Raw genomic sequence first — 22,482 nt, 5'->3', positions numbered from 1 at the left:
AGCGGCCATGGCCCCCACGGGTGATGTCCCTCCGCACATGCGGGGTCGTCCACACGAAGAGCACCCCGTGGACCGAGCAGGCCAGTGCGCCGAGCCCGGCGGGCACGACGGCCGAGAGGACGGGGATGCGCCGGCCGCCCAGGACGGGAAGCCGTCTCGGTCAGGTCTCGCCCCACGGCCGCACCAGCCCCGGCGTCAGCCAGGCCGGGCCGGGCCCGATGCCGTACCGCGGAGCCGGCCGTACCGCGACGGGCTCACGCCCCGTACGTCTCGCGCAGTTCGACCTTGCGCACCTTTCCGGACACCGTCATCGGGAAGGAGTCGAGGATCTGCAGCCTGCTGGGGATCTTGTAGTGGGCGAGCCGGCCCTGGCAGAAGGCGCGCAGTTCCTCCAGGGTGAGCGGGGCGGCCGCGTCGTGCGGGATCACACAGGCCAGGACCTCCTCGCCGTACGTCTCGTGCGGCACCCCGACGACCTGGACGTCCCGGATCTTCGGGTGGCCGTAGAGGAACTCCTCGATCTCGCGCGGGTAGATGTTCTCGCCGCCCCGGATGATCATGTCCTTGATCCGGCCGACGATCTCGACGTACCCGTCCTCGCGCATCACCGCCAGGTCCCCGGTGTGCATCCAGCGGCCGGCGTCCACGGCCTCGGCGGTCTTCTCGGGCTCGTTCCAGTAGCCGAGCATCACGCTGTAGCCGCGGGTGCACAACTCCCCCGCCACTCCGCGCGGCTGGGTGACGCCGGTGGCCGGGTCGACGACCTTGACCTCCAGATGCGGCAGCACCCGGCCGACGGTGCCCGTGCGGTGCTCCAGGTCGTCGTCCCGGCGGGTCTGCAGGGACACCGGGGAGGTCTCGGTCATGCCGTAGCAGATGGAGACCTCCGCCATGTGCATCTCGGCGACGACCCGCTTCATCACCTCCACCGGGCACGGCGAGCCCGCCATGATGCCGGTGCGCAGGGTCGAGAGGTCGTACGTGGCGAAGTCGGGCAGGTTGAGCTCGGCGATGAACATGGTCGGCACGCCGTACAGGGACGTACAGCGCTCCTGCTGCACCGCCTCCAGGGTGGCCTTCGGGTCGAAGGACGGGGCCGGGATGACCATGCAGGCGCCGTGCGAGGTGGCCGCCAGGTTGCCCATCACCATGCCGAAGCAGTGGTAGAAGGGCACCGGGATGCAGATCCTGTCCTGCTCGGTGTAGGCGATCAACTCCCCCACGAAGTAACCGTTGTTGAGGATGTTGTGGTGGGACAGGGTGGCGCCCTTGGGGAAGCCGGTGGTCCCCGAGGTGTACTGGATGTTGATCGGGTCGTCGCAGGACAGTTCCTCGTACGGCGCGTCACCGGTCCCCCGCGCCAGCAGTGCCTCCCAGCCGGGGTCGCCTATGTAGACGACCTCGCGCAGCGCCGGACACCTGCCGCGCACCTGCTCGACCATCGCGCGGTAGTCGCTGCTCTTGTGGCTCAGCGAGGCGAACAGCAGGGAGATCCCGGCCTGGTTGAGGACGTACTCGACCTCGTGGGTGCGGTAGGCCGGGTTGATGTTCACCATGATCGCGCCGATGCGGGCGGTGGCGTACTGGACCAGGACCCACTCCGGGCAGTTGACCGCCCAGATGCCCACCCGGTCGCCCTTGACGACTCCGCTCGCGACCAGCGCCTGCGCCAACTCCTCGATGTCGGCGGCGAATTCGGCATAGGTCCAGCGCCGGCCGGAGGGCACGTCGACCAGGGCCTCGCGGTCCGGCCAGGCGGCCACGGCGCGGTCCAGGTTGGCGCCGATGGTGTCCCCGAGCAGGGCGGTGGCACCGGTTCCGTGGGTGTACGACAGCGATGCGGTCACCGGAAGTCCTCCTCGCGGTACTCGTGCTCCGAGCCCTGGGCGGTCGCCTCGCGCAGCTCGATCCGGCGGATCTTGCCGGAGACGGTCTTGGGCAGCGCGCCGAACTCCAGCCGGCGGATGCGCTTGTAGGGGGCGAGCACCCGGCGGGAGTGCTCGAAGATGACCTTCGCGGTGTCCGGTCCGGGCTCGAAGCCCTCGGCGAGCACGACGTACGCCTTCGGCACCGCGAGCCGCAGCTCGTCCGGCGCGGGCACGACGGCGGCCTCGGCCACCGCCTCGTGCTCCAGCAGCGCGCTCTCCAGCTCGAACGGGCTGATCTTGTAGTCGGAGGCCTTGAAGACGTCGTCCGCGCGGCCGACGTAGGTCAGATAGCCGTCCTCGTCGCGGGAGGCGATGTCCCCGGTGCGGTAGTAGCCGCCCGCCATGGCCTCCGCCGTGCGGTCCGGGTCGCCGTGGTAGCCGGTCATCAGCCCGACCGGGCGCTCGGAGAGGTCCAGCGCGATCTCGCCCTCGGTGGCGCCGGGCGCGCCGGAGACCGGGTCGAGGAGCTCGACGCGGTAGCCGGGGCTCGGGCGGCCCATGGAGCCGGTCTTCAGCCGCTGGCCGGGGCTGTTGGAGACCTGCACGGCGGTCTCGGTCTGCCCGAAGCCGTCCCGGATGGTGACGTGCCAGGCCCGCCGGACCTGTTCGATGACCTCGGGGTTGAGCGGCTCGCCGGCGGCCACCACCTCCCGGGGCGGGGTGGCGAGGAGGCCCAGGTCGGCCTGGATCAGCATGCGCCACACGGTCGGCGGGGCGCAGAAGGTGGTGACGCCCGCCCGGTCCATCTCGGCCATCAGCCGGGCGGCGTCGAAGCGGGTGTAGTTGAAGAGGAAGACGGTCGCCTCGGCGTTCCACGGCGCGAACAGATTGGACCAGGCGTGCTTGGCCCAGCCCGGCGAGGAGATGTTCAGGTGCACGTCACCGGGTTTCAGGCCGATCCAGTACATGGTGGCCAGATGCCCGATCGGGTACGAGGTGTGGGTGTGCTCGACCAGCTTGGGGCGGGCGGTCGTACCGGAGGTGAAGTAGAGCATCAGCGGGTCGTCGGCCAGCGTGGGGCCGTCGGGCACGAAGCCGGCGGGGGCCAAGTAGGCGTCCTCGTACGGCTCCCAGCCCTCCGGCGGCGGTCCGCCGACCGAGATCCGCGTGTAACCGCCGGGCACGTCGGCGAACTTCGCGGTGTCCTCGGCCCGCGCGATCACATGCCGCACCCGGCCCCGGTCCACCCGGTCGCGCAGATCGGCCGGCCCGAGCAGCGGGGTGGCCGGGATGACCACCGCGCGCAGCTTCATCGCGGCCAGCGCGGTCTCCCACAGCTCGGCCTGGTTGCCGAGCATGACCAGGATCCGGTCCTCGGCGGCGACACCCCGCGCCCGCAGATGGTTCGCGACCCGGTTCGAGCGCTCGGACATCTCGGCGAAGGACAGCCGCGTCTCGCCGCCGTCCTCCTCGACGATGTGCAGCGCGGTCCGGTCGTTGCCGGCGGCGATCGCGTCGAACCAGTCCAGCCCCCAGTTGAACTGCGCGGGCCGCGGCCAGGCGAAGCCCTGGTAGGCGGTGGCATAGTCCTCGCGGTGCTCCAGCAGGAAGTCCCGGGCGTCGCGGAACACCTCGGTCGCCGTCGTCATCACACACTCCTCGCGCTGTGGGGCGTTCACCTCGGGGCGCTCGCAGCCGGTGCCCGCGGCGTGCTCGGCCCCACGGCTCACTCCCGCTGTTCCGGACCATTGCCGGGCGGCTCTCTGGCATCGTCTAATCCGTGATGCGGGTCTCACTACCCCCGAACGGGGGTGGGGTCGGCAGAAGGGGCGGACAGGTGACGGCAGACGCGGCGGGGACGGTGGAGATCGGCGGCGCGCTCGCCCGGCTGCGGCACCTCACGGGGCTGCCGGTCGCCTTCGGCGGCCTGGTCGAGTCCGGCCGGCCGCAGATCCGGATCAGCGAGCTGAGCGGCACGACCACGGCCGCCCTGCGCTCGCTCGCGGTGACCTCCGGCAACGGGCTCGGCGGCAAGGCGGTGGCGCTGGCCCGGCCGTGCGCGGTGACGGACTACTCCAGTTCCCGGCAGATCAGCCACGAGTACGACGTGCCGGTGGCCGCGGAGGGCATCCGCTCGGTCGTCGCGGTGCCGGTGGTGGTACGGCGCCGGGTGCGCGGCGTGCTCTACGGCGCGCTGCGCTCGGCCCAGCCCCTCGGCGACCGCACGCTGGGTGCGGCCATGGCCGTCGCCCGGGACGTGGAGCAGGCGCTGGTGGTGCGGGACGAGGCGCGGGGGCTGCTGGCGGCGGCCCGGCCGGAGCCGGCCGGCGGCGACCAGGGTGCCGCCTGGGAGCAGGTGCGCGAGGCGCATGCGGCGCTCCGGGCGCTGGCCCCGCGGATCGCCGATCCGGGTCTGCGGGCCGAACTGCTCGCGGCCTGCGGACTGCTGACCGCGCCGCCACGGTCCGGCGGCGTGACCCTGGCGCCGCGCGAACTGGACGTGCTGTCCTGGGTGGCGGCGGGAGCGACCAACGCGGCCGTGGCCGAACGGCTGGGACTGCGTGCGGAGACGGTGAAGGGCTATCTGCGCTCGGCGATGCGGAAGCTGGGCGCGCACACCCGAGGGGAGGCGGTGACCGCGGCCCGCAGGGCGGGGCTGCTGCCGTGACGGCGGACCGTTGGGAAACCTTTCCATTCAAGCGTAGGCGCCTTGAATTTCCCTATGCTTGATCATTTGTTATTTCCCTCACCACAGCATCCGGCCGAATTTCAGCGATCGTTGCCTAGAATTTGCCCCGGACACGACACACGAGGGGAGCGGTGACCGTGCGACGGGACTTCCAGGAGCCTGCCAGGTGCCGCCCCGACCTGGTCATCGGCCGGGAGGACCTGTTCGCCGGCGCCCGCGACCAACTCGCCTCGGGCGGCAGTGTGCTGCTCCACGGTCCCGCCGGAATAGGGAAATCCACCGTCCTGCGGGCATTGGCCGAGGAATACGGCGCCACCGCCCGCACCGTCCTGCGCTGCTCCGCCACCGAGTCGGAATCCCATCTTCCCTTCCTGGCCCTCGCCGACCTCTTCGGCCTGGTCCTCGACGACGTCTCGCCCCGGCTGCCCCTCGCCCAGCGCACCGCGCTGGAGTCGGCGCTCACCGGCCGCGGCGAGTCCAGCCTCCAGCGCGACGGACTCGCCCTGCGCCTCGCGGTGCTCTCCGCGCTGCGCGCACTGGCCGCGCACGGCGGTGTCCTCGTCGTCGCCGACGACCTGCAGTGGCTGGACCCGGCCAGCGCCGAACTGCTCGGCTTCGCCGCCCGCCGCCTCGGGGGCACCCCGGTGCAGCTGCTGTGCGCGGTACGCACCGAGGGCCAGGAGAGCCAGGAGTACGACCGGCATCTGCGCTCCTGCCCGCCGGGCACCCTCGCGGTCCGGCTCGGCCCGCTCTCCCGCACCCAGGTCGCCCAGCTGCTCGACCACCGCGGCCACGGCCAGCTGCCCCGCTCCACCGTCCGCGAGATCCACCGCACGTCCGCCGGCAATCCGCTGTTCGCCCTCGAACTCGGCCGCGCCCTCGCCGACAGCCCCACCCCGCCCCGCCCGGGCGAGCCGCTGCCGGTGCCGACCAGCCTGCGCGCCCTGGTGCTCAGCCGCCTGGACATGCTGTCGGTAGAGGCCCGCCGCACCCTGCTGGTGGCCAGCGCCGGCGCCCGCCCCAGCCCGGCGCTGCTGCACGCGGCCGGCCGGGAGAACGCCGAGGCCGAGTGCGCCCAGGCCGCCGAACTCGGGCTGCTGGCCACCGAGCCCGACGCCCCCGCCGTACGGTTCGCGCACCCGCTGATATCGGCCGCGCTGTACGCGGAGGCGCCCGCGCACGAGCGGCGCGCCGCGCACGCGGCCCTGTCCACGGCCGCCTCCGACCCGATCGAACGGGCCCGGCACCTGGCCCTGGCCACCACCGGCACCGACCCGGACGTCGCCGCCCGGCTCGCCGAGGCCGCCGCCCTCGCCCGGGACCGCGGCGCGCCCTCGGTCGCCGCCCACCTGGGCCTGCTCGCCGCCCGGCATACCCCCGCCGACGGGACGCCCGGCCCGGAGGAGCGCCGGCTGCAGGCCGCCGAGGACGCGATCACCGCGGGCGAGATCGACCTGGCCCGGGACATCGCCCGCGAGGTGCTGTCGCGGGCGAGCGTGCCCGCCGAACGGGTGCGGGCCTGGATCATCGTCATCGACACCGCCGGCCACACCATGGCCGAGGTCGACGCCGTCTTCCCGCAGGCCCTCGCCGACGCCGGCGACGACCCCCGGCTGCTGGCGCTGGTGCACTACCAGCTGGCCTGGCGGGCGCTGATCGTGGAGGGCGACTTCACGGAGGCCCGCGAGGCCGCCGCGCACGCCGCCGAGCTGGCGGCGCGCGGCAAGGACCGGCGCACCGAACTGCTCTCCCTCGCCTTCCAGGCCCAGACCGAGACCCTGATGGGCCACCCGCAGGCGCCCCGGACCATCGAACGCGCCCTGAAGGAGCCGCAGGACCCCAGGGTGGCCTGGCACCACAACGGGGCGGCCAGCGCCCGGTTCCGCTGGCTGGTGATGAGCGACCAGCTGACCGAGGCCCGGGCGACGGTCACCGCGCTGCTGCGCGAGGTGCGCCGGCGCGGCTCGGTGGAGAGCGAGGTGCACTTCCTGCGCGGCATCGCCGAGACCGAGCTGCGCGCCGGGCACTGCGGACGCGCCCTGGAACTGGCCCGCGAGAGCCTGCGCCTGGCCCGGGACTCCGGGATCGGCGAGACCGCCTCGGCGATGCTCACCTCGCTCGCCGAGGCCTCCGGCGGGGACGTGGACCGGGCCCTCGCCCTCGCCCGGGAGGCGGTGGAGCACGCCGAGGAGGACGGCGACCAGATGTACCTCTCCCGGGCCCTGGGCGCGCTCGGATACGCCCAGCTGGTGGCCGGGGACCCGGCGGGCACGGTCCGCTCGCTGCGCCGGGTGCGGACCCTGGAACTGGGGCTCGGCATCACCGACCCGGCGCGCGGCCGCTGGCAGGGCGACCTCGCCGAGGCGCTGGTCCGGATCGGTGAACCGGCCGAGGCGCAGGACGTCATCGACGTGAGCCGTGAACACGCCCTGCGGCTCGGCCGGGAGAGCGTCCTCGCGGTGCTGGACCGCTCCGAGGCCCTGGTGCGCGCCGCCCAGGGAGACCTGGAGGCCGCGGTCGCCCAGCTGACATCCGCTCAGCACCGGCTCGGCAAGCTCGGCTACGGTCTGGAGGAGGCCAGGGCCACGCTCGCGCTCGCCCGGCTGCGCGGCAAGGCCCGGGCCGGCACGGCTTCGTCGGTGTACGACGAGGCCACCCGGATGTTCCGCCGCTGCCGGGCACTGCCCTGGCTGCGCCAGGTGGACGAATCCCTCACCGCCCCCGAGCCGGAACCCGCGCGCGCCGTCCCGGACGCCCTGGACGCCCTCGACATCCTGGCCGCGATGGAGCGTCAGGTCGCCGCGCTGGTCATGGAGGGGGCCACCAACCGGGAGATCGCCGCGCGGCTGTTCATCAGCGTCAAGACGGTGGAGGCGACCCTGACCCGGGTCTACCGCAAGCTGGGGATCCGGTCGCGGGTCGACATCGTCCGATTGGCGGCGGCTCGCCGCGCGAAGTGAGAACACGGCCGGTTAACTGAGGCGGACCGAGGGTTTTCCCTCACCCGGCCCCTTAGGGGGTTCCCTCATTGGGGGCCAAGGGCGCCGGGTCCTAGCGTAATGGGCGTGCCGCTCGCCCGGGCACACGGGGTCGGTCCCTCCCCCACTCTCGGCTTCGTTCGAGCGGGGGCGCTCCCACCCCGTGCACAACCCCCACGCCCGTGCGATCCCCCACCGGTGCGACCCCTACAGGAGACTCATGTTCGGGCCCAGACGTGCAAGACAGGCCGCCGCGACCCTGGCGGCCGGTGCCGCCGTCGCGGCGACCGCGCTGCTCGCCTCCCCCACGGCGAGCGCCGCACCCCAGCCCATCGTCGGCGGTACGACCACGACGACGGCGGCGTACCCGTTCATCATGCAGATCACCGACGCGTCCGGCCGCCAGTTCTGCGGTGGCACCCTGGTGTCCGCCACGAAGGTGGTGACGGCCGCCCACTGCATGGCCGGCGGGTCGGCGGGCAACGTCCGTGTGGTCGGCGGCCGGACCTATCTCAACGGCACCGACGGCACGGTCGGCAGGGTCAGCAAGATCTGGGTCGACCCGGAGTACACGGAGGCCACCAGCGGCCATGACGTGGCCGTGCTGACCCTGTCGACGCCGATGCCGTACAAACCGGTGTCGTACGTCTCCTCCTCCCAGACGGGCGTGTACGCGGCCGGCACCACGGCCCGCATCCTCGGCTGGGGGACCACCTCGGAGTACGGCAGCCCCTCCCACCAGCTGCGGACCGCGACCGTCCCGGTCCTGTCCGACTCCAGCTGCCGTACCTCCTACGGTTCGGACTTCGTCCAGTCCGACATGGTGTGCGCCGGATACTCCTCCGGCGGCGTAGACACCTGCCAGGGCGACAGCGGCGGTCCCCTGCTCATCGGGGGCGTCCTGGCAGGGATCACTTCCTGGGGCGAGGGGTGCGCGGAGGCCGGTTCACCGGGTGTGTACACCCGGCTGACCACCTTCTCGGACCTCGTGACCGCGCAGGTCGGTTCATGACCGCGCAGGTCCACTCGTAGCCCGGAAGAGGGACACCTGAGCACCCCTCAGGTAGATGCCAGGGGGGCGTTGCGAGCCACCACGAGCGGCCCGCAGCGCCCCCCTCTCCACGTTCACCCCCCTGGAACGCGGGGCTACTTGTCGGCCGTGAGCTTCCCGGCCGCGCCCCAGCTGTCCGCCGGGACCTCGGGGATCCACACCTGGACGGTCTCCGCCGGGATCCGGTAGGCGTCGACGAACGCGTCGGTGACCCCCCTCGGTCGGTGTTCCTGTTCGGTGGGTCCAGTCCATCGCGGAGCGCGCCCCGGACCAAGAAGCAGTCCGCGACCGCAGCGATCAGCTTTCGTGATCGCCGCAGGCCAGGAGCAGGTTCTCCAGGGCCGACTGTAGAGGGGCGTTCCACGGGCTGACCGGAGAGGGGCACTCCATGGAAGGTGACCGTGGAGGGGGCGTCAGGCGTCCCTCGGTACGACCGTCCCGAAGCGGATGTCGTACGGGCTCTGCGGGTGCAGGACCGCGAGCATCCGCTCTCCCTCCGCGGTGACCTCGTCCCGCTGGGCCCTGGTCAGCTCGGCGAACGGCTCGACGACCAGGGCGTCCGGGTCCAGCTTCCACACGCCCGCCAGGAAGCCGTCGACCAGGAGGGTGCGGTAGGCCTGGTTGCCCTGCCAGTGCCGGCCCCGGTGCTCGGCGGGCACGACGCGGCCGCGGTCGGCGTGGGAGAGCAGGAGGTTGTCGAACTCGGGCAGGAAGCGGGGCGGGGCCGGGGTGTCCGGGTCGGGGCGCGGGGCGTCGGGCAGGTCGAACAGCTCGACTCCGTTCGGGTCCCGGAAGGTCAGCAGCCGGGGGCGCAGGCGCTCGAAGGCGTCCTTCAGACGGGTGAGCCCGGCCCAGGTCTGCATGTCCTTGACGGACGCCGGGCCGAAGGCGGCGAGATAGCGCAGGACCACGGCGTCCGGCTCGGGGGCCGGCCCGGCCGAGCGGCCGAGCCAGTGTTCGACGGTGGTGAGCGTGACCTGGCCGCTGCGGCCCCACAGTCCGCGCGGGGTGACCTGGACCAGCGGCAGCGTGCAGCGGGCGGCGACGGCGAGGGCCCGCGGGTCGGCGTCCGGCCAGCGGGCGCTCAGCGCCTGCCGCAGCTGGGCCATGGTCCGCGGCTCGGCCTCGACCAGCTCGCGGGCGAGGCCGGCCAGGAGGCCCAGGTCGACGCCGGCCAGGCCGCCGCGGAACTGGCCCAGCTCGCGGTCCCGGGCCGGCTGGACGAGGGGCCGCAGGGTGAGGCAGTCCTCGGCGGTGTGGGTGTGCAGGGTGGAGCGCAGGGTGACGATCCGGGCGACCTCGCGGTCGGCCATGAGCGCGGACAGCCGCTCCGGTGCGAAGCCGTCGAGGCGGGCGGCGAGGGCGTAGTACGGCGGTTTGACGTTCTGCGCCTGGAGACCGAGCAGATGCCCCACGGCGGCCTGCGGGGACAGCGCCGAGCGGCGCAGCAGCAGCTGGCGTTCCAGCGTGGCGCGGTTGAGGGCACGGACGTCCAGGAGGGGGGCCTTCGTCGCACTGCTCTTCGTCATGACCGCACGCTAACCGGGATCGCGGACACCTTCTGTCCGTAACTCTCACCGGACCCTGCACCGCGGCACGCGCCGCTCGCGGCGGCCCGCCGATATCCTGCTCCTCCTGTCCCCCTGGGTTCCTAGGAGGCGGCCGATGTCCGATCGAGAGAACGGCAGGAACGGCGGGAACGGCGGGAACGGGCGCAGGTCCGGTTGGCGCCGCGCGCTCACCCAGCCCCAGTCCCCCGCCGCCGAGGCACCCGCGTCCGCCTCCGCCGCGGCGGACGGCGCCGAGCCGGTGAGCATCGTCCAGGCGGCGCTGTACCACGACGGGGTCCGCGTCTCCACCCCCGCCACGCTCGCCGAGACCTACCGCGAGCTGCGCGAACGGCCCTCGGGCATGGCCTGGATCGGCCTGGCCCGGCCCACCGGGGCCGATCTGCACTCGCTGGCCGCCGAGTTCGGCCTGCACCCGCTCGCGGTCGAGGACGCGATGGAGGCGCACCAGCGGCCCAAGCTGGAGCGGTACGGCGAGACGCTGTTCGTCGTGCTGCGCGCCGCCCGTTATCTGGACGCGCCGGAGGAGGTCGACTTCGGTGAGCTGCACGTGTTCGTGGGACCGGACTTCGTCATCACGGTCCGGCACGGCGCGGCCCCGGACCTGTCGGCGGTCCGCCGCCGCATGGAGGACACCCCGGACCTGCTCAAGCTCGGCCCGGAAGCGGTGCTGTACGCGATCCTCGACGCCGTCGTCGACGGCTACGCCCCGGTGGTCTCCGGTGTCCAGAACGACATCGACGAGATCGAGACCGAGGTGTTCCGCGGCGACCCCGAGGTCTCCCGCCGCATCTACGAACTCTCCCGCGAAATGGTGGAGTTCCAGCGCGCCACCCGGCCGCTGGTCGGCATGCTGCACGGGCTGATGGCCGGTTTCGCCAAGTACGAGACCGACGAGGAGCTCCAGCGCTATCTGCGGGACGTCGCCGACCACGTCACCCACATCAGCGAACGCGTCGACGGCTTCCGCCAGGCCCTCTCCGAGATCCTCACGGTCAACGCGACCCTGGTCTCCCAGCAGCAGAACGCGGAGATGCGCGCGCTGGCGGAGGCGGGCTTCGAGCAGAACGAGGAGGTCAAGAAGATCTCGTCGTGGGCGGCCATCCTCTTCGCCCCCACCCTCGTCGGCACGATCTACGGCATGAACTTCGACCACATGCCGGAGCTGCACTGGCTGTTGGGCTACCCGTTCGCGATCGGGCTGATGGGCGTGGTGTGTCTGACGCTGTACGTGGTCTTCAAGAAGCGCGACTGGCTGTAGCGATCTCCGGCTCCGCCGTGTGGGCGCGACCGGCCACGACGACCCGCACCCGGCAGCGGCGAGCATCCCGGCGGCGCTTACCCGCCGCTGCCGAGCGCCGCCAGCACCTGCGCGTCGGTCAACTGCTCGAAGTCCTCGTACCACTGCCCCACCGCGGTGAACGCGACCGGCCGATGCGGGCACACGATCGTGTCGGCCTCGGAGGCGAGTTGCGCCACGGAGTCCGGCGCGCCGACGGGCACGGCCAGCACCAGGTGCGCGGGCCCGCGTCGCCGTACGTGCCGCAGGGCCGCGCGGGCCGTGGCGCCGGTGGCCAGACCGTCGTCGACGACGATCACCGTGCGCCCCGCGGGGTCCGGCGCCGGCCGGCCGCCGCGATAGCGCTCCTCACGGCGGCGCAGCTCGCGCCGCTCGCGTTCCACCACCGGGGCCATGGACTCCTCGGTCAGGCCGAGCCGGTCCAGGGTTCCGGGGTTGAAGAGCGGCGGGTCGTCCCCGACGAGCGCGCCGACGGCGAACTCCTGGTGGTGCGGCGCGCCGATCTTGCGCACGATGAGCACGTCGAGCTGGGCGCCGAGGGCCCGGGCGACGGGCTCGGCGACGGCGATGCCGCCGCGCGGCAGGGCGAGGACGAGCGGATCGACGAGGGCGCCCTGTTCCCGCAGGTCGCTCAGCAGTCCGGCGAGTTCCCGTCCGGCTTCGGCACGGTCCCGGAAGCGCATGGCCGTCCTCCTCCGCGCGGTGCCTCTCCTTCCATGGTGCTCCTGGTCGAGCCGTGGGGAGATATTCGAACTGATGCGCTATACACTGAGTGTACAGTCGCCGCATGCCTCTTTCGACCGACAAGATCCCGACGCCGAAGCACGGGAAGATGCGCGAAACCGCCCGGAGGTTGCGTCCGGCCGCGCTCGCCTCGGCCGCACTCGGCCTGGCGGTCGTCCTGTCCGGCTGCGCCCAGGTCGACACGACCGCACCGAGCACCGCACGGGCCGCCGCGGCGGCGCACGGCGCGGCGGCGAGCCTCGGGACCGTCGACTGCCGCGAGGCCAAGTGCATCGCGCTCACCTTCGACGCGGGACCCAGCGAGCACTCGGCGCGGCTGCTCGACATCCTGAAGCAGAAGAAGGTCCCGGCCACCTTCTTCCTGCTCGGCAAGAACCACATCGAGAAGTACCCGCAGCTGGTCAAGCGGATGGCGGCCGAGGGGCACGAGGTCGCGAGCCACACCTGGGACCACAAGATCCTCACGCAGATATCGGACGACCGGATACGCGAGGAGCTGAAGCGGCCGGACGACGCGATCGAGCGGCTCACCGGGCGCAGGCCCACGCTGATGCGCCCGCCGCAGGGCCGTACGGACAGCAACGTGCACAAGATCGCCAGGGAGGAGGGCCTGGCGGAGGTGCTGTGGAGCGTGACCGCCAAGGACTACACGACCAACGACTCCGAGCTCATCACCCAGCGCGTCCTGGACCAGGCGTCCCGGGACGGGATCATCCTGCTGCACGACATCTACCCGGGCACCGTGCCCGCCGTACCGGGCATCATCGACGCGCTGAAGGCACGCGGATACGTGTTCGTGACGGTGCCTCAGCTGCTGGCGCCCGGCAAGGCGGAACCGGGCAAGGTCTACCGGCCCTGACGAGCGTGGGCCGAACGGCCGGCCGGCCGGGCCGCATTGCCTACGATCGTGGCGTGCCGATCTTCTCCTTCGCCCGTACGGCCCCGCTCCCCCTCGACGAGGCGTGGCGCAGGCTCACCGAGTGGCCCCGCCACGCCGACGCGGTCCCGCTGACCCGGATCAGGGTGCTCACCGACGGGCCCACGGGCGTGGGTACGCGTCTGGTGGCCCGTTCCGGCATCGGCCCGCTGGCCCTCGACGACGTCATGGAGGTCACGGTCTGGCGCCCGCCGGCCGACGGCGAGGGCGGGCTGTGCCGGCTGGAGAAGCGCGGCCGGGTGGTGCGGGGCTGGGCGGAGATCGAGGTCCTGCCGGGGCCCGGGGGCCGCAGCCGGGTGCTGTGGCTGGAGGAACTGCGGGTGCGCTTCCTGCCGCGCGTCTTCGACGGCGTACTGGAGCGCACGGCACGCGCGATGTTCGGCCGAGCGGTCAACCGGCTGCTCAGGCGGGCGTGAGCCGTCCCCCTCAGGCCACCGACCCGATCCTCCCGGCCGGCCGCGAGACCGCGTCGTGGTGGATGGGAGTATGCGCGCCGGTGAGGGAGACCCCGCTGCCACCGCGCCGCCCCGCGACGATCTCCGCGCCGATGGACAGGGCCGTCTCCTCCGGCGTACGGGCGCCGAGGTCGAGCCCGATCGGCGAGCGCAGGCGGGCGAGTTCGAGTTCGGTGACGCCGACCTCGCGCAGGCGCTCGTTGCGGTCGAGGTGGGTGCGGCGGGAGCCCATCGCGCCGACATAGGCGACCGGCAGCCGCAGGGCCAGCTTCAGCAGCGGTACGTCGAACTTGGCGTCGTGGGTGAGGACGCACAGGACCGTACGGCCGTCGGTCTGGGTGCGCTCCAGGTACCTGTGGGGCCACTCGACCACGATCTCGTCCGCCTCCGGGAAGCGGGCCTTCGTGGCGAACACGGGGCGGGCGTCGCACACCGTGACGTGGTAGCCGAGGAACTTGCCGACGCGGACCAGGGCGGAGGCGAAGTCGATCGCGCCGAAGACGATCATCCGGGGGGCGGGGACGGAGGACTCGACCAGGACGGTGAGCGGGGCACCGCAGCGCGAGCCCTGTTCGCCGGTCTCCAGACAGCCGGTGCGGCCGGCGTCCAGGAAGGCTCCGGCCTCGGCGGCGACCGTGCGGTCCAGCTCGGGATGGCCGCCGAAACCGCCCTCGAAGGAGCCGTCGGGGCGGACCAGGAGAGCCCGGCCCCGCAGCTCGTCCGGCCCCTCCACGATCCGCGCGAGGGCCGCCGCCTCCCCGCGGGCGGCGGCGGCCAGCGCGGCGGCGACCACCGGCCGGGCGGAACCGTCCGCCCGGACCGGCGTGACGAGGATGTCGATGACGCCGCCACAGGTCAGGCCGACGGCGAAGGCGTCCTCGTCGCTGTAGCCGAAGCGTTCGAGAACGGTTTCCCCGTCCTCCAGCGCCTGTCGGCACAGCTCGTACACGGCGCCCTCCACGCACCCGCCGGAGACCGAGCCGACGGCCGTGCCGTCGGCGTCCACCGCGAGGGCGGCGCCGGGCTGGCGCGGGGCGCTGCCGCCGACGGCCACCACGGTGGCGACGGCGAAGTCACGGCCCTGCTCGACCCACCGGTTCAGCTCTTCGGCGATGTCCAGCATCTGTCGGTCTCCTAACGGGTTCGCGTGGAAGGGACGTTCGACCGGCTAGTGCACGCCCAGCAGGTCCCGGATCGGATGCAGGGAGAAGTAGACGAGGAAGAGCACCGTCAGCCCCCACATGAAGGGGCCGATCTCCAGCCACTTGCCCTGGGCGAGCTTGATGACGACGTAGGAGATCACACCGGCGGCGACACCGGGGGTGATCGAGTACGTGAACGGCATGATCACGACCGTCAGGAAGACCGGGATCGCGACGGATCGGTCCCCCCAGTCCACATGACGGGCGTTCATCATCATCATCGCGCCGATGGTGACGAGGGCGGCCGAGGCCACCTCGCGCGGCACGATCGCCGTGATCGGTGTGAAGAAGAGGCAGAGGGCGAAGAACCCGCCGGTGACGACCGAGGCCAGCCCGGTGCGGGCGCCCTCGCCGACGCCGGTCGCGGACTCGACGAACACGGTCTGGCCGGAGCCGCCCACCGCACCGCCGATGGCGCCGCCGGCACCGTCGATGAACAGCGCCTTGGACAGGCCCGGCATCCGCCCCTGGGCGTCGGCGAGGTTGGCCTCGGTGCCGATGCCGATGATGGTCGCCATCGCGTCGAAGAAGCCGGCGAGCACCAGCGTGAAGACGATGAAGGTGACCGTCATGTAGCCGACGTCGCCCAGGCCGCCGAAGGACACCTTGCCGGTGAGCGAGAAGTCCGGCATCGACACGGCGCTGCCGTGCAGCGCGGGGCCCTCGCCGTTGGCCCAGCCCTTGTCGTCGACGAGGCCGGCCGCGTTGACGATCAGCGCGAGAACGGTACCGGTGACGATGCCGACGAGGATGGCGCCCGGAACGTTCCGGGACTGGAGCGCGAAGATCAGCAGGAGCGTGACGGCGAAGAGCAGGACGGGCCAGCCGACGAGCTCACCCCCGTTGCCCAGCGTGACCGGGGTCGCCGTACCGGCGTGCACGAACCCGGCCTTGACCAGGCCGATGAACGCGATGAACAGACCGATGCCCATGGTGATGCCGTGCTTGAGCGGCAACGGGATCGCGTTCATGATCATTTCGCGGAGTCCCGTGACCACCAACAGCATGATCACGACGCCGTAGGCGACGCACATCGCCAGGCCCTGGGCCCAGGTCAGGTCCTTGGTGCCCATGACCAGACCGGCCAGCACACCGGAGACGGAGAGTCCGGCGGCCATGGCGAGCGGCACCTTGCCGATCCAGCCCATGAGGAGAGTGGTGAACGCCGCGCCGAGCGCGGTGGCCGTGATGAGGGCCTTCTGACTCAGGGAGTCGCCGGACTTGTCCGCGCCGCTGAGGATCACGGGGTTGAGCAGAAGGATGTACGCCATCGCCATGAAGGTGGTGACGCCACCGCGCACCTCGGTCGCGACGGTGGATCCTCTTTCGGATATGTGGAAGTACCGGTCGAGCCACGACCTGCCGGCCGACGGACGCGAACCCGCGCCCGCGTCTTCGGCGGTGGTCGTGGGCTCCACTGACTGCTGGGTCATGGTGCCATCTCCCAAGGTTCACAGGGGCACCCGTGCTACCGCCCTGAGCGGCCACGGGATTTGGGAATGGACGACCCGGGGGACGGCCCGAGACGAACGAATTTCCTGGTACTTCAAGGACCGCGAGCGGTGCGGAACTCAAAGGGGTTCCTCCGGGCGGCGCGGCGGAGTGTGTGACGTTCCCTCACGCCGCCCGGAGAGCTTGGGTGTTACGCGGTCCCCGTCAGGTGCTCGGGCCGCACCGGCGTGCGGTTGAGCTCCAGCCCGGTCGCGTTGCGGATCGCCGCGAGGACGGCCGGGGTGGACGACAGGGTCGGGGCCTCGCCGATGCCACGCAGCCCGTACGGGGCGTGCTCGTCGGCGAGTTCGAGCACGTCGACCGGGATGGTCGGCGTGTCGAGAATCGTGGGGATCAGGTAGTCCGTGAAGGAGGGGTTCCTGACCTTCGCCGTCTTCGGGTCGACGATGATCTCCTCCATCACCGCCACGCCCAGGCCCTGGGTCGTACCGCCCTGGATCTGGCCGATGACGGAGAGCGGGTTGAGCGCCTTGCCGACGTCCTGGGCGCAGGCCAGCTCGATGACCTTGACCAGGCCGAGCTCGGTGTCGACCTCGACGACCGCGCGGTGCGCGGCGAAGGAGTACTGGACGTGGCCGTTGCCCTGGCCGGTGCGCAGGTCGAAGGGCTCGGTCGGCCGGTGCCGCCACTCCTCCTCGATCTCCACGGCCTCGTCCCCCAGGACGTCGACCAGGTCGGCGAGGACCTCGCCGCCGTCGGTGACGACCTTGCCGCCCTCCAGCAGGAGTTCCGCGGTCGCCCAGGCCGGGTGGTAGGAGCCGAACTTGCGCCGGCCGATCTCCAGGACCTTCTCGCGGACCCGCTCGCAGGCGTTCTTCACGGCGCCGCCGGTGACGTACGTCTGCCGGGAGGCCGAGGTGGAGCCCGCGGAACCGACCTGGGTGTCGGCGGGGTGGATGGTCACCTGGGTGACGCCGAGCTCGGTGCGGGCGATCTGCGCGTGGACGGTGACACCGCCCTGGCCGACCTCCGCCATCGCGGTGTGCACGGTGGCGACCGGCTCGCCGCCCACGACCTCCATGCGCACCTTGGCGGTGGAGTAGTCGTCGAAGCCCTCGGAGAAGCCGACGTTCTTGATGCCGACCGCGTAACCGATGCCGCGTACGACGCCCTCGCCGTGCGTGGTGTTGGACAGACCGCCGGGCAGCTGCCGTACGTCGGCGCCCTCGCTGGACTCCCACTGGCGCTCCGGCGGCAGCGGCATCGCCTTGACGCGGCGCAGCAGTTCGGCGACCGGGGCGGGCGAGTCGACGGGCTGGCCCGTCGGCATGATCGTGCCCTGCTCCATGGCGTTCAGCTGCCGGAACTCCACCGGGTCCATGCCGAGCTTCTTCGCCAGCTTGTCCATCTGCGCCTCGTAGGCGAAGCACGCCTGGACCGCGCCGAAGCCGCGCATGGCGCCGCAGGGCGGGTTGTTGGTGTAGAGGGCGATGGCCTCGATGTCGACGTCGTCCACCACGTACGGGCCGACCGACAGGGACGAGGCGTTGCCGACGACCGCCGGGGAGGCGGAGGCGTAGGCGCCGCCGTCCAGGACGATCCGGCACTTCATGTGCGTGAGCTTGCCGTCCTTGGTGGCGCCGTGCTCGTAGTACAGCTTCGCCGGGTGCCGGTGGACGTGCCCGAAGAAGGACTCGAACCGGTTGTAGACGATCTTCACCGGCTTGCCGGTGCGCAGCGCGAGCAGGCAGGCGTGGATCTGCATGGACAGGTCCTCGCGGCCGCCGAACGCGCCGCCGACGCCGGCCAGCGTCATGCGCACCTTCTCCTCGGGCAGGCCGAGGACGGGCGCGATCTGGCGCAGGTCGGAGTGGAGCCACTGGGTGGCGATGTAGAGGTGGACGCCGCCGTCCTCCTCGGGCACGGCGAGGCCGGACTCGGGGCCGAGGAAGGCCTGGTCCTGCATGCCGAAGGTGTACTCGCCCTCGACGATCACGTCGGCCCGCGCGCGGGCCTCCTCCACGTTGCCGCGGACGATCGGCTGGCGGTGCACGACGTTCGGGTGCGGGACATGCGCGAAGTGGTGGTCGTCGCGGTTCTCGTGGACGAGGACCGCGTCCGGCGCGAGGGCCGACTTCTCGTCGGTGATGACCGGCAGTTCGCGGTACTCGACCTTGATCTTGGCGGCGGCGCGGCGGGCCGTCTCCGGGTGGTCGGCGGCGACGAGGGCGACCGGCTCGCCGTGGTGGCGTACCTTGCCGTGCGCGAGGACCGGGGTGTCCTGGATCTCCAGGCCGTAGTTCTTCACCTCGGTGGGCAGGTCGTCGTACGTCAGGACGGCGTACACGCCCGCCGTGGCCAGGGCCTCGGAGGTGTCGATCGAGACGATCTCGGCGTGGGCGACGGTGGAGCGCAGGATCTGGCCCCACAGCATGTCCTCGTGCCACATGTCGGACGAGTACGCGAACTCGCCGGTGACCTTGAGGGTGCCGTCCGGGCGGAGCGTGGACTCGCCGATGCCGCCCTTGGTCTGGGAGCCCTGTGTGATCTTCGTAGGAGCGCCGTTGGCCCGCATGGTCAGACCCCCTCGGACTGGCGGGCGGCCGCCAGGCGGACCGCGTCCATGATCTTCTCGTAGCCCGTGCAGCGGCACAGGTTGCCCGACAGCGCCTCGCGGATGTCGGCGTCGGACGGGTTCGGGTTGCGCTCCAGGAGTTCGTCGGAGGCGACGAGCAGACCCGGGGTGCAGAAGCCGCACTGGACGGCGCCGGCGTCGATGAACGCCTGCTGGATCGGCGAGAGTTCGGTTCCCTCGCCGGTCTGCGAGTCGGTGCCCTTGGCTTCCCACTGCTGGGCGTCCTGGAGGGTCGTACCGCAGGCGCCGGTGGCGCAGCCGCCGTGCTCCTCGCGCTGCTTGGCGTAGTCCGCGAGGCCCTCGACGGTCACCACGTCACGGCCCTCGACCTGACCGGCCGCGACCAGGCAGGAGCAGACGGGCACGCCGTCCAGCCGCACGGTGCAGGAGCCGCACTCGCCCTGCTCACAGGCGTTCTTCGAACCCGGCAGGCCGAGGCGCTCGCGCAGGACGTACAGCAGGGACTCGCCCTCCCAGACGTCGTCGGCCTCCTGCGGACGTCCGTTCACGGTGAAGTTGACGCGCATTACGCAGCTCCCTCTGATGCGCGGCGGGCGCCGCGGTACGACTCCCAGGTCCAGGTGAGTGTCCGGCGGGCCATCACGCCGACCGCGTGGCGGCGGTAGCTCGCGGTGCCCCGGACGTCGTCGATCGGGTTGCAGGCGGCCGAGCACAGGTCGGCGAACTGCTTGGCGACCGACGGGGTGATGATCTTTCCGTTGTCCCAGAAGCCGCCCTCCTCCAGGGCCGCGTTCAGGAACTCCTCCGCCGCCTTGGCCCGCACGGGCGTGGGCGCGGCCGAGCCGATGCCGGTCCGGACCGTACGGGTCCCGGGGTGCAGGGCGAGGCCGAAGGCGCACACGGCGATGACCATGGCGTTGCGGGTGCCGACCTTGGAGTACTGCTGCGGGCCGTCGGCCTTCTTGATGTGCACGGCGCGGATCAGCTCGTCGGGCTGGAGCGCGTTGCGCTTCACCCCCGTGTAGAAGGCGTCGATCGGGATCAGCCGGGTGCCGCGGGCCGCCGACTCCACCTCGACCTCGGCGCCCGCCGCGAGCAGGGCGGGGTGGGCGTCACCGGCGGGCGAGGCCGTGCCGAGGTTGCCGCCGACGCCGCCGCGGTTGCGGATCTGCGGGGAGGCGACCGTGTGCGAGGCGAGCGCGAGGCCCGGCAGCTCGGCACGGAGACTCTGCATGATGTCGGTGTACGGGACGGAGGCGCCCAGCCGTACGCTCTCCTCGCCGACCTCCCACTCGTAGAGGTCGCCGATGCGGTTCAGGTCGAGGAGGTACTCGGGCTGGCGGTGGTCGAAGTTGATCTCGACCATCACATCGGTGCCACCCGCAATCGGCACAGCGGTGGGGTGCTCGGCCTTCGCGGCGAGCGCCTCCTCCCAGCTGGCGGGGCGAAGGAAGTCCATGACCGGCTCTCTTCTTCGTCTCGTGGGTCGTACAGATTGAGCCAATCCGTGTGCGGCGGGCGCGGCTCGTTCATGTGCTGTTAACGCGGAGCGGACTCAGTACACCGCTCCGTGCTCCGACGGGGTCAGTCACCGAAACCATGAAGGAGTTGGCTGGCCACGGCGGGCATCTTGTAGATTCGTATGAACGGAGGTCATCGGTAACCTCTCCGTTTTCCTCGAGAAACGCAGGAAACAGCCGGAGGACCGCCGAACGCGTCCCCGGACGTCACGCTCCGGGTGACTCCCCCGTCACCCTCCAAGATCCATCGTAGGTTTCGAGACAAAGAACGGCGGCGACGAGATGCGGCTGCGCGCACTTCTGGACACCGATGCGCTGGGCCTGCGGCTGCTCGGCGGCGAGGAGGAGCTGGACCGGTCGGTGCGCGGCGTCATGACCACGGACCTGCGCGATCCGAGCCGCTATCTCTCCGGGGGCGAGCTGGTGCTGACCGGCCTCGCCTGGCGCCGGGACGCCGCCGACTCCGAGCCGTTCGTACGCCTCCTGGTGCAGGCCGGGGTGGCGGCGCTCGCCGCCGGTGAGGCGGAGCTGGGCGATGTGCCGGAGGACCTGGTCCTGGCCTGCGCCAAGCACCGGCTGCCGCTGTTCGCGGTGCACGAGTCGGTCGCCTTCGCCACGATCACCGAGCACGTCGTACGGCAGGTCTCCAGCGAGCGCGCCGGGGACCTGGCGGCCGTGGTCGACCGGCACCGGCGGATGATGACCTCCGGCCCGGCGGGCGGCGGCCCGGACGTGGTCCTCGACCTGCTCGGCACCGACCTGGACCTGCGCGCCTGGGTGCTCGCCCCGACCGGCCGGCTGATCGCCGGCTCCAAGGTGGCGGGCCCGGCGCTGCCCGCGGACCTCTGCGCCAAGCTCGCCGCCGAGCACCTGGCGGCCACCCGCACCGGCCGCCGCGGCCCGCACCGCGTCCTGCTCGCCGGCAGCACCTACTCCCTCTTCCCGATCCGCTCCTCCGGCCGTTCCCCGCAGGCCGCCCGCGATGTGCGCGAGTCGGTGCTGTCGGACTGGCTGCTGGCCGTCGAGGCGGACGCCGGCGACTGGCCCGAGGAGCGGCTGGACCTGCTGCAGGGCGTCACCCAGCTGATCGCGGTCGAGCGGGACCGCCGGGACGCGGCCCGCACGGTCAGGCGCCGGCTCGCCCAGGAGGTGCTGGAGCTGGTCCAGACGGGCGCGGCGCCGGCCGAGATCGCCGCCCGCCTGAGGGTGGCCGCCCCGGTGCTGCTGCCCGGGCTCGGCGCGGCCCCGCACTGGCAGGTCGTGGTGGCCCGCGTGGAGTGGGAGGGCGGCGAGGTCGAGGGCGGCCCGGTCGCCCAGTCGCTGCTGGAGGAAGTGCTGGTCGATCCGCAGGCGACCGGCCCCGAGCCGTCCGACCGGATCGCCGTCGCACACACCGGCGACGAGGCGATCGCCCTGGTGCCGCTGCCGGCGGTCTCCGCCGAGCACGACGGCTCGGAGACCGGGCTGCTGGCCGACTCCCTGCTGCAGTCGGTGCGGGAGACGCTCTCGGCGGGCCTGAACGACGACGGGCGGCTCACCCTCGGCGTCAGCGCGGCCGTGCACTCCGCCGAGGGGCTGCGCGGCGCCCTGGAGGAGGCCCGGCACGCGCGCCGGGTGGCGGCCGCCCGCCCGGGCCGGGTCTGCGCGGCGGGGCACCAGGAGCTGGCGTCGCACGTCCTGCTGCTCCCCTTCGTGCCCGACGACGTCCGGCGCGCCTTCACGGCCCGCCTGCTGGACCCGCTGACGGACTACGACCGCCGCCACCGGGCCGAGCTGATCCCGACCCTGGAGGCGTTCCTGGACTGCGACGGCTCCTGGACGCGCTGCGCCACCCGGCTCCACCTGCACGTCAACACGCTGCGCTACCGGGTGGGCCGGATCGAGCAGTTGACGGGACGTGACCTCTCGCGCCTGGAGGACAAGCTCGACTTCTTCCTCGCCCTGCGCATGAGCTGAGGCCGGCGGGGGCCACCGGCGGCCGAACCGGTCGCGCCCGCACCCCACGACTTTGTGAAATCTTTCACCCACCCTCTTGGCCCGGCCCCGCGATTGGTGCTGGAATGCCGCCACCACTCAACAGCTCGATGGCGTGCTCGGGGAGGGCAACGTGGCGCATACCGCC

The 22,482-nt window shown here is 72.3% G+C and carries 17 protein-coding genes; 7 read left to right on the top strand and 10 right to left on the bottom strand.

Annotated features, from left to right (window positions below; translation table 11 throughout):
- Positions 1-254: 254 nt before the first annotated feature.
- Both ACQPXS_RS35105 and ACQPXS_RS35100 read right to left on the bottom strand, forming a co-directional pair.
- Entirely contained in the window at positions 255-1,847 is a 1,593-nt protein-coding gene (locus tag ACQPXS_RS35105) for an AMP-binding protein (RefSeq protein ID WP_433453451.1), read from the bottom strand.
- A complete protein-coding gene (locus ACQPXS_RS35100) occupies positions 1,844-3,517 on the bottom strand; it encodes an AMP-binding protein (RefSeq protein WP_433453449.1) in 1,674 nt (557 codons plus the stop codon). Before ACQPXS_RS35100 ends, ACQPXS_RS35105 begins: the two co-directional genes overlap by 4 nt.
- Before the next feature lie 188 nt (positions 3,518-3,705).
- Between ACQPXS_RS35100 and ACQPXS_RS35095 the strand changes: the two genes are divergently transcribed.
- The 3 genes from ACQPXS_RS35095 (at position 3,706) to ACQPXS_RS35085 (ending at position 8,547) form a co-directional block, all read left to right on the top strand.
- On the top strand, positions 3,706-4,536 hold the full coding sequence (locus tag ACQPXS_RS35095; protein WP_433453447.1) for a response regulator transcription factor: 831 nt from the start codon (positions 3,706-3,708) through the stop codon (positions 4,534-4,536).
- A 152-nt stretch (positions 4,537-4,688) separates the two neighbouring features.
- Complete coding sequence (locus ACQPXS_RS35090; RefSeq protein ID WP_433453446.1) at positions 4,689-7,517, top strand: ATP-binding protein; 2,829 nt, start codon at positions 4,689-4,691, stop codon at positions 7,515-7,517.
- A gap of 238 nt (positions 7,518-7,755) precedes the next feature.
- On the top strand, positions 7,756-8,547 hold the full coding sequence (locus ACQPXS_RS35085) for a S1 family peptidase (protein WP_433453445.1): 792 nt from the start codon (positions 7,756-7,758) through the stop codon (positions 8,545-8,547).
- Between the two features lie 134 nt (positions 8,548-8,681).
- On the opposite strand, the gene ACQPXS_RS35080 is transcribed toward ACQPXS_RS35085, so the two are convergent.
- Both ACQPXS_RS35080 and ACQPXS_RS35075 read right to left on the bottom strand, forming a co-directional pair.
- On the bottom strand, positions 8,682-8,867 hold the full coding sequence (locus ACQPXS_RS35080; protein WP_433456081.1) for a tautomerase family protein: 186 nt from the start codon (positions 8,865-8,867) through the stop codon (positions 8,682-8,684).
- 132 nt (positions 8,868-8,999) lie between these two features.
- Positions 9,000-10,115: a winged helix DNA-binding domain-containing protein gene (locus ACQPXS_RS35075; RefSeq protein ID WP_433453443.1), complete on the bottom strand. Its 1,116-nt coding sequence runs from the start codon at positions 10,113-10,115 to the stop codon at positions 9,000-9,002.
- A gap of 136 nt (positions 10,116-10,251) precedes the next feature.
- Here ACQPXS_RS35075 and ACQPXS_RS35070 point away from each other — a divergent pair, with 136 nt between their 5' ends.
- Positions 10,252-11,415 (top strand): magnesium and cobalt transport protein CorA, encoded by a 1,164-nt coding sequence (locus tag ACQPXS_RS35070; protein WP_390681020.1) that lies wholly within the window; start codon positions 10,252-10,254, stop codon positions 11,413-11,415.
- A gap of 77 nt (positions 11,416-11,492) precedes the next feature.
- On the opposite strand, the gene ACQPXS_RS35065 is transcribed toward ACQPXS_RS35070, so the two are convergent.
- Entirely contained in the window at positions 11,493-12,137 is a 645-nt protein-coding gene (locus ACQPXS_RS35065; protein WP_433453442.1) for a phosphoribosyltransferase, read from the bottom strand.
- 149 nt (positions 12,138-12,286) lie between these two features.
- Here ACQPXS_RS35065 and ACQPXS_RS35060 point away from each other — a divergent pair, with 149 nt between their 5' ends.
- Positions 12,287-13,057: a polysaccharide deacetylase family protein gene (locus tag ACQPXS_RS35060; RefSeq protein ID WP_433456079.1), complete on the top strand. Its 771-nt coding sequence runs from the start codon at positions 12,287-12,289 to the stop codon at positions 13,055-13,057.
- A 53-nt stretch (positions 13,058-13,110) separates the two neighbouring features.
- On the top strand, positions 13,111-13,551 hold the full coding sequence (locus ACQPXS_RS35055; protein ID WP_356308765.1) for an SRPBCC family protein: 441 nt from the start codon (positions 13,111-13,113) through the stop codon (positions 13,549-13,551).
- 10 nt (positions 13,552-13,561) lie between these two features.
- Here ACQPXS_RS35055 and ACQPXS_RS35050 read toward each other — a convergent pair whose 3' ends face one another.
- The 5 genes from ACQPXS_RS35050 to ACQPXS_RS35030 all read right to left on the bottom strand — a co-directional run bounded on the left by ACQPXS_RS35050 (position 13,562) and on the right by ACQPXS_RS35030 (position 20,299).
- On the bottom strand, positions 13,562-14,713 hold the full coding sequence (locus tag ACQPXS_RS35050) for an XdhC family protein (RefSeq protein WP_433453440.1): 1,152 nt from the start codon (positions 14,711-14,713) through the stop codon (positions 13,562-13,564).
- Positions 14,714-14,758: 45 nt separating this feature from the next.
- Positions 14,759-16,225, bottom strand: a complete 1,467-nt coding sequence (locus ACQPXS_RS35045; protein WP_433453438.1) for an NCS2 family permease — start codon at positions 16,223-16,225, stop codon at positions 14,759-14,761.
- Between the two features lie 209 nt (positions 16,226-16,434).
- The gene (locus ACQPXS_RS35040) at positions 16,435-18,819 is read right to left on the bottom strand and encodes a xanthine dehydrogenase family protein molybdopterin-binding subunit (protein ID WP_433453437.1); all 2,385 of its coding nucleotides are present in this window, start codon (positions 18,817-18,819) and stop codon (positions 16,435-16,437) included.
- A 2-nt stretch (positions 18,820-18,821) separates the two neighbouring features.
- A complete protein-coding gene (locus ACQPXS_RS35035; RefSeq protein WP_365328991.1) occupies positions 18,822-19,406 on the bottom strand; it encodes a (2Fe-2S)-binding protein in 585 nt (194 codons plus the stop codon).
- Positions 19,406-20,299: an FAD binding domain-containing protein gene (locus tag ACQPXS_RS35030; RefSeq protein ID WP_433453435.1), complete on the bottom strand. Its 894-nt coding sequence runs from the start codon at positions 20,297-20,299 to the stop codon at positions 19,406-19,408. Before ACQPXS_RS35030 ends, ACQPXS_RS35035 begins: the two co-directional genes overlap by 1 nt.
- 343 nt (positions 20,300-20,642) lie before the next feature.
- On the opposite strand from ACQPXS_RS35030, the gene ACQPXS_RS35025 reads away from it, so the two are divergent.
- Positions 20,643-22,316 (top strand): PucR family transcriptional regulator, encoded by a 1,674-nt coding sequence (locus tag ACQPXS_RS35025; RefSeq protein ID WP_433453433.1) that lies wholly within the window; start codon positions 20,643-20,645, stop codon positions 22,314-22,316.
- Positions 22,317-22,482 lie beyond the last annotated feature (166 nt).

Source organism: Streptomyces sp. CA-142005, from assembly GCF_050942335.1.
Taxonomy (GTDB): domain Bacteria; phylum Actinomycetota; class Actinomycetes; order Streptomycetales; family Streptomycetaceae; genus Streptomyces.
Note: the sequence above shows the minus strand (reverse complement) of the source record. Positions and strands in the feature narration are given on the sequence as shown.

Bases quoted from the DNA above. Each gene is read 5' to 3' on its own strand.
- ACQPXS_RS35100 (WP_433453449.1), bottom strand. From the start codon at position 3,517: ATGACGACGGCGACCGAGGTGTTCCGCGACGCCCGGGACTTCCTGCTG.
- ACQPXS_RS35085 (WP_433453445.1), top strand. From the start codon at position 7,756: ATGTTCGGGCCCAGACGTGCAAGACAGGCCGCCGCGACCCTGGCGGCC.
- ACQPXS_RS35075 (WP_433453443.1), bottom strand. From the start codon at position 10,115: ATGACGAAGAGCAGTGCGACGAAGGCCCCCCTCCTGGACGTCCGTGCC.
- ACQPXS_RS35070 (WP_390681020.1), top strand. From the start codon at position 10,252: ATGTCCGATCGAGAGAACGGCAGGAACGGCGGGAACGGCGGGAACGGG.
- ACQPXS_RS35065 (WP_433453442.1), bottom strand. From the start codon at position 12,137: ATGCGCTTCCGGGACCGTGCCGAAGCCGGACGGGAACTCGCCGGACTG.
- ACQPXS_RS35060 (WP_433456079.1), top strand. From the start codon at position 12,287: ATGCGCGAAACCGCCCGGAGGTTGCGTCCGGCCGCGCTCGCCTCGGCC.
- ACQPXS_RS35050 (WP_433453440.1), bottom strand. From the start codon at position 14,713: ATGCTGGACATCGCCGAAGAGCTGAACCGGTGGGTCGAGCAGGGCCGT.
- ACQPXS_RS35045 (WP_433453438.1), bottom strand. From the start codon at position 16,225: ATGACCCAGCAGTCAGTGGAGCCCACGACCACCGCCGAAGACGCGGGC.
- ACQPXS_RS35040 (WP_433453437.1), bottom strand. From the start codon at position 18,819: ATGCGGGCCAACGGCGCTCCTACGAAGATCACACAGGGCTCCCAGACC.
- ACQPXS_RS35035 (WP_365328991.1), bottom strand. From the start codon at position 19,406: ATGCGCGTCAACTTCACCGTGAACGGACGTCCGCAGGAGGCCGACGAC.
- ACQPXS_RS35030 (WP_433453435.1), bottom strand. From the start codon at position 20,299: ATGGACTTCCTTCGCCCCGCCAGCTGGGAGGAGGCGCTCGCCGCGAAG.
- ACQPXS_RS35025 (WP_433453433.1), top strand. From the start codon at position 20,643: ATGCGGCTGCGCGCACTTCTGGACACCGATGCGCTGGGCCTGCGGCTG.